General features: G+C 73.0%; 5 protein-coding genes and 1 pseudogene. 1 reads left to right on the forward strand and 5 read right to left on the reverse strand.

The window, feature by feature from the left end; genetic code table 11:
- Nucleotides 1–120: 120 nt before the first annotated feature.
- The 5 genes from VN520_RS22175 to VN520_RS22195 all read right to left on the reverse strand — a co-directional run bounded on the left by VN520_RS22175 (nucleotide 121) and on the right by VN520_RS22195 (nucleotide 4,437).
- Nucleotides 121–1,002: an ABC transporter substrate-binding protein gene (locus VN520_RS22175; protein ID WP_325748688.1), complete on the reverse strand. Its 882-nt coding sequence runs from the start codon at nucleotides 1,000–1,002 to the stop codon at nucleotides 121–123.
- Nucleotides 1,003–1,007: 5 nt separating this feature from the next.
- Nucleotides 1,008–1,700 carry a GNAT family N-acetyltransferase gene (locus VN520_RS22180; protein WP_325748689.1) on the reverse strand — a complete coding sequence of 231 codons (693 nt, stop codon included), beginning with the start codon at nucleotides 1,698–1,700 and terminating at the stop codon, nucleotides 1,008–1,010.
- Nucleotides 1,701–1,749: 49 nt separating this feature from the next.
- Nucleotides 1,750–2,658 (reverse strand): YihY/virulence factor BrkB family protein, encoded by a 909-nt coding sequence (locus VN520_RS22185; RefSeq protein ID WP_414719912.1) that lies wholly within the window; start codon nucleotides 2,656–2,658, stop codon nucleotides 1,750–1,752.
- Between the two features lie 109 nt (nucleotides 2,659–2,767).
- Entirely contained in the window at nucleotides 2,768–3,085 is a 318-nt protein-coding gene (locus VN520_RS22190; protein ID WP_325748690.1) for a cupin, read from the reverse strand.
- A gap of 170 nt (nucleotides 3,086–3,255) precedes the next feature.
- A complete protein-coding gene (locus VN520_RS22195; RefSeq protein ID WP_325748691.1) occupies nucleotides 3,256–4,437 on the reverse strand; it encodes a S8 family peptidase in 1,182 nt (393 codons plus the stop codon).
- Nucleotides 4,438–4,669: 232 nt separating this feature from the next.
- On the opposite strand from VN520_RS22195, the pseudogene VN520_RS22200 reads away from it, so the two are divergent.
- Nucleotides 4,670–5,638, forward strand: a pseudogene (locus VN520_RS22200) (alpha-amylase); the annotation flags it as partial.
- Nucleotides 5,639–5,893: the final 255 nt, after the last annotated feature.

Raw genomic sequence — 5,893 nt, forward strand, 5'->3', positions numbered from 1 at the left:
GTCCGGCGGTGACCAGCACGGCCCGGCGGACACGGTGCGTCGCGTCGCTGTCCATGGCGGCGGCCCGGGCCGCACCGGCTCTCTGCCCCATATTTTGCAGAATTTTCCTGGGAAACTTGTTCAGCCGTCCGGCGCCCCCTCCACCGCGTCCGCCACGAGCGCGAGGAAACGCGCATGGGCCTGCGGGCTGCACAGGGGTTCCGGGTTCCACGGCACGCTCCGCGCGCGGTGCCCGGCGGCCTCCCAGGCGGGGGCGGTGATCTCGCCGAGCGGGACCGCGTTGGACCGGGTGTCCGTCAGGACGATGCCGGGCTCCAGGGCTGCCGCGTCCGCCCAGTCGAGGGTGGCCCAGTTGACTCCGGCCCCCTCCGGCGGGGACACGAGATCGACCCCCAGCTCGGCCAGGACGCGCAGTTCGGGCCACATCCGGGGACGGGCGGCGTGGGCCTGCTCCTGGCTCGCGGGCGAGAGGGCCAGCACCCCGGGGCCTCCGGAAGCGGAGCGGGCTGCCGCGCGGAGCCGCTCGCGGGCGGTGTGCAGCTCGGCCGCGGCGTCCGGGACCGGTACGCCGCCGAGCGAGCGGGCGAGTCCGGCGAACCGCTCGGCGACCCGGTCGAGGGTGCGGGCCTGGCCCACGTCGATCACGACGACCGGGACACTCCCCTCCAGGTGCTTGGCGGTGTCCGGGTCCAGCCCGTAGAGCTGGCCGTGGCCGTAACTGACGGCGACGACCAGGTCGGGTCCGCCGCGTAACAGTGTGTCCACGTCCAGGTCGTCGCCCGCGCCGCGGTAGTCCACGGCGTCCAGCGGGAGCGCACCGGTCTTCGCCCGGTCGGGCTCCGCCCCGTCGTGCCCGGACCCGAATATCCCCTCCGGGCGTATCCCGTAGTCCCACAGCGTCGCTCCCGCCTGGACGTACGCGAGCACCCGGGACGGCCGGCGGTCCGCCACCACCAGCCGGCCCCGGTCGTCCGTGAAATTCCACGCGCTCCGCTCCGTCATGCCCCTCACCTCTCCGCACCGGCGCCCTGGGCCCTCTCCCGGACTCGCCACCCACTACCTGCCCGGCCCACCGGCTCCACACCCTCCGTCGAGCGCCCCAGATAGGTGAGCGCGCCGGGATCGGGCACGTCGATCACCCGGAACCCGAGCCGGTCGTAGAAGGCCCTGGCCGGAGTGTTCGCCGTCAGCATGGACAGATGGACCGCCCGGACCCCCTTCCGGTGCAGGGCGTCGAGGAACGCGCCCATCAGCTCCCGGCCGTACCCCTTGCGCTGCCACGGCGGCAACAGGTCGATGTGCAGGTGCGCGGGGTGGTCGTCCAGCTCCGGGAGGATCATGCGCTCAGGGCGGTACAGGAGGGCCGTCATCGCCTCGGTGGGCGTTCCGGCTTCCCCTTCGGGTTCGGGGAAGCGCTCCGTCACCAGGGGGAGCCACACCGCCCGGAAGGCTTCCACGAACCGCCGGGTGTCCGCGGTTCCCAGGACGTAGCCGGCCGCACGTCCGGAGCCGTCGTCCAGGACGAAGGCGAGTCCGGGTTCGAGGTGGGTGTAGGGCTCGGCGAACAGCGCGGGCATCAGCCCGGGGTCGGGGTACAGGTGCGTGCTGTCGCCGCCGTTGTCGGCCGTGCGGACGCAGATGTCCGCGAGGGCCTCCCGGTCGGCGGGCCGGTAGGGACGTATGTGCGCGGTCCGGGTCATCACCTCATCCTCGCCGCCTGGGAGCGCTCCCACAAGGCCCTGGGGCCCCTCAGGGCACCTCGCGCCCCTGGCGGTCCTGCGTGCGCGCCAGCTCCACGTTGAACTGGGCGCCGGCCAGGAGCGCGAGATTGGTGAACCAGATCCAGATCAGGAAGACGACCAGGCCGGCCAGCGAACCGTACAGCCGGCTGTAACTGCCGATGTGGGTCGCGTACAGCGCGAACCCGGCCGAGGCGGTCAGCCACAGGAACGCGGCGAGCACCCCGCCGGGCAGCGCCTGCCGGAGGCTGCGCGCGGAGCGCGGACCGGTGCTGAAGAGGACCAGGATGAGGCAGGCGACCAGACAGAGCATCACGGGCCATTTGAGTCCTTCCCACAAGGTCTCGCTCGCCCGTGCCAGGCCCACGCGGCGTCCGAGCCAGCGTGCCAGGGGTCCGGTGAGCACGAGAGCGAAAGCACTGGTCATCAGCAGGACGAGCAGCCCCATGGCCGAGGGCACGATGACGTGCACCTGGCGCAGGGCGGGCCTGGTGTCCTTCACCTGGTACATGGCGTGCATCGCCCTGCGGAAGACCGCCAGATAGCTGGAGGCGGACCACACCGCGCTCACGCTGCCGGTGGCCACGAGCAGCCAGACGGCGGTGCGCTCCTGGGTGGCCGCCTCCAGGGGCCGCCGCAGCGCCGCTCCGGACTCTGCCGGTGCGAAGGCCGTGATGTCGGCGATCAGGGCGTTGGTGGCGCCGGGGTTGGCCAGGCCGATGACGGAGACGGTGACGAGGAGGGCGGGGAGCAGCGCCAGGATGGCGTAGTAGGTGAGGGCGGCCGCCCAGTCGGAGAGGTCGTCGTTCCACAGCGAGACGGGGGTCCGGCGCAGGGCGGCGCGCCAGTGCCTCCGCGCGGTGCGTCCTGCCGGGGACACCGCGCGTTCCGCGAGGGGGTCTTCGGTCCTGCTGGGCACGCGGAGTCTCCGGGGGGCGGGGGAAGGGCCGACGGCCGGGACGCCTCACGACGCCCCGGCTGCTCCCTTTCTCTCATGCCTCGATCTCCCGGCCGTACTCCAGGCCGGCTCAGTCGTTCACGGCCGTGAGCAGCACCACCGCGTCTTGGAGGGCCAGCAGCCCGTGCCGCTCCTGGGGAATGGGGTGCAGCCTGCCTGCCGTGAGGTCCACGTCCCCGGACCCCGCGGTGAGTCTGACCGCGCCGCGCAGCACCTGGAGCGAGGCGGCGGGGGGCGCGTTGTGCTCGTCGAGGGCGGAGCCCTCGGTGAGCGCGATCACCGTCTGCCGCAGAGGCTCCTGCCGCAGCAGGAGATGCGCGCTGCGTCCGTGCGCGTGGGCGCGGGCTGCGGCCAGGTGCTCGTCGGCCAGAGCGTTGAGATCGTCCATACGACCACTGTGCCGCAGCCCTCGCTCCCTCGCTCCTCCGCCGGCACATCAAGAACCGAAATAGAGGTTCCACGCGTAGCCGCGGACCGTCCGAAAGCACCTGCCGTACGACACGCCGGGGAGCGGAGCCCGCAGGACGCGCGCCCCGCTCCCGTGGAGCCGGCCGGAGGTCAGAGACCACCGGTGTACAGGAGCCGGTCGGGCGAGCCGGAGCCCAGATCGGTCAGGACGTCCGGGGTCGCCTCGGCGGCGAGCCTGTCCACGACTTCCCGCGGTGCCGCGTCGGGGTTCTGCTCCATGTGGAGCACCGCGGCACCGGCGACGTGCGGGCTGGCCATGGACGTTCCGCTCAACGTCGTGGCACCCCCGCCGAGGTTCGCGGAGACGATGTCCACGCCCGGGGCGTACAGCCGCACACAGCTGCCCCAGTTGCTGAACGCCGCCTGCCGGTCCTGGGCGTCGCTCGCCCCGACGGCGAGTACGCCGTCGGCGCGGGCCGGGGACACGTCGCAGGCGTCCTGGTCCTCGTTGCCCGCCGCGACCACGGGCAGGGTGCCCTGCGCCGCGAGGGCGTCGAACGCGTCGTCGACGGCCGACGACGCGGGCCCACCGAGCGAGGCGTTGACCACGGCCGGCTGCCCGGCGTTCCGGGCGATCCAGTCGAGGCCGGCGATGACCCCGGCCCACGTGCCCGAGCCCTCGCAGTTGAGCACCCGCACCGGCACCAGGGAGGCCGCGGGGGCGACACCGTACGTCGCACCGGCCACGGTCCCGGCCACGTGCGTGCCGTGGCCGTTGCAGTCCTCCCCGTCGCGGCCGTCACCGACCGCGTCGTACCCGGCGCCCACCCGGCCGCCGAACTCGCTGTGGGCGGACTCGATGCCGGTGTCGAGGATGTACGCGGTCACCCCCTGGCCCGCGCCGCCCGCGGCGTAGGTGCCGTCCAACGGCAGCTCCCGCTGGTCGATGCGGTCCTGCCCCCAGCTCCCGGCCACGGCCCGCTTCCCCGCCACCTCGGCGGCGGGGGGCGGGACGGAGGCTTCGCTGTTCTCCTCGACCGCCTGGACGCCTGCCGCGCCGCGCACCTGTTCGAGCTGGGCGGCCGTGAGCGAGGCCGCGAAACCGTGCAGGACCTTGCTGTAGGTGAAGAGGGTACGGATACCGAGCTGCTCGGCCATGGCGTCCGGCTTCTGCTCGGGCGAGAGCGTGACGATGTACTGGCCGGGCACGGCCCGGGCCGACTTCTGCACCGGCACCAGGGTTTCGCCGGTGTCGGCCGTGGCCGTGGTGGTACCGGTCAGGGGGGCGATCAGCAGCAGGACGGCCGGTGCCCAGCGGGCGCGCAGGCGCATGCGTTCTCCCTTGAGGTGGAGGGCGGGTCGCGGACCCGTGAGGCCCGCGGAGTGCGAACACCTGACCTTTCGTCCACATCCCCGGCGGGCCTGAGCCGCGTCAGCCGGACAGCCCAACGATCGGCACCGGGGCAAGCCCGTCCGGCCGACAGCGGTGAGCGCGGAGGGGTGGCCGGCCGAGGAAGGCCGGACCCCGCAGCGGGCGGCGCGGGCCCGGAGCCTGTTCGAGGCCCAGTGGAACCGCGGCTCGGTCAGCCACTCCGCGCAGTTCCACGCCTGGAAGGAGCGCAAGGAGTACGGCGCGGACGACGAGAAGGCCGCCCTCGAGATGTACGACTACGAGCAGCAGCAGGGCACCGGCTCCCGGCCGACGTCCGACAACGCCTTCCTGAAGGGCAACGACCCCCACGCCCCGGATCACAGCCGGTTCTCCGGCATGAACGTCATCGACATGCGCACGCACATGAACTTCGGTGACGCGGACAACGCCTACAGCAACGGCAAGGACTCCGACGACAGTCACGACGACGCCACCTGCAACGTCGTGTACGTCGACAGCCATGACTACGGACCCGACAAGAGCAGCGGGCGCTACGCCGGCGGTACGGACGCCTGGGCCGAGAACATGTCGCTGATGTGGGCCTTCCGCGGCATCCCCACGCTGTACTACGGCTCCGAGACCGAGTTCCAGGCCGGCAAGAAGACCGGCTGCGGGCCCACCTGTCCGCTGGGGACGACCGGCCGGGCGTATTACGGCGGCCACCTCGCCGGCGCGGTGAAGGCGTCGGACTTCGGCACCGTCGGCTCGGCGTCCGGCCCGGTCGCCGACACCTTGGCCGGACCGCTGGTCACACACATGCAGCGGCTCAACCAGATCCGCCGCGCGGTGCCCGCCCTGCCGATGGGGCAGCATTCCACGGAGGGCGTCACCGGCTCGATGGCGTACAAGCGGCGCTACACCGACGCGGCCAGTGGTACGGACAGCTTGGCCCTGGTGACGGTCTCGGGCGGTGCCACGTACTCGGGCATTCCCGATGGCACCTACAAGGACGCCGTCACCGGCGAGACCCGGGTGGTGACCGGCGGCACGCTGTCCGTCCCGGCACCGGGCAAGGGCGATCTGCGGGTGTACGTCCTCGACCTCGGCGGCAGGAACGCGGCCCCGGGGAAGACCGGGACGGCGGGCTCCTGTCTGAAGTGAGCCTCGGTGTGACGGACGCGCGGGGACGGCACGCAGCCTCGCGAGGACCGGCACGAGCGGGCCGAGCGCGTCGGCCGGGAGCCCGGCGCATGGACGGCTCCCGGATCGGTCAGCCGGTGCCGGGATCACAGCAGACCGCCGCACCGGAGGGCGATCGACTGATTCCTCAGGTGCGGGAAGCGCAGTTCGGTACGGCTGCGGGCGGTCTCGCCGGGGCGCAGCACGGTGCTGGGGAGGTCGGGCCGGTTGGGTGAG

Origin of the sequence: Streptomyces sp. (assembly GCF_035563135.1) — a bacterium.
In the GTDB taxonomy this organism is placed as follows: domain Bacteria; phylum Actinomycetota; class Actinomycetes; order Streptomycetales; family Streptomycetaceae; genus Streptomyces.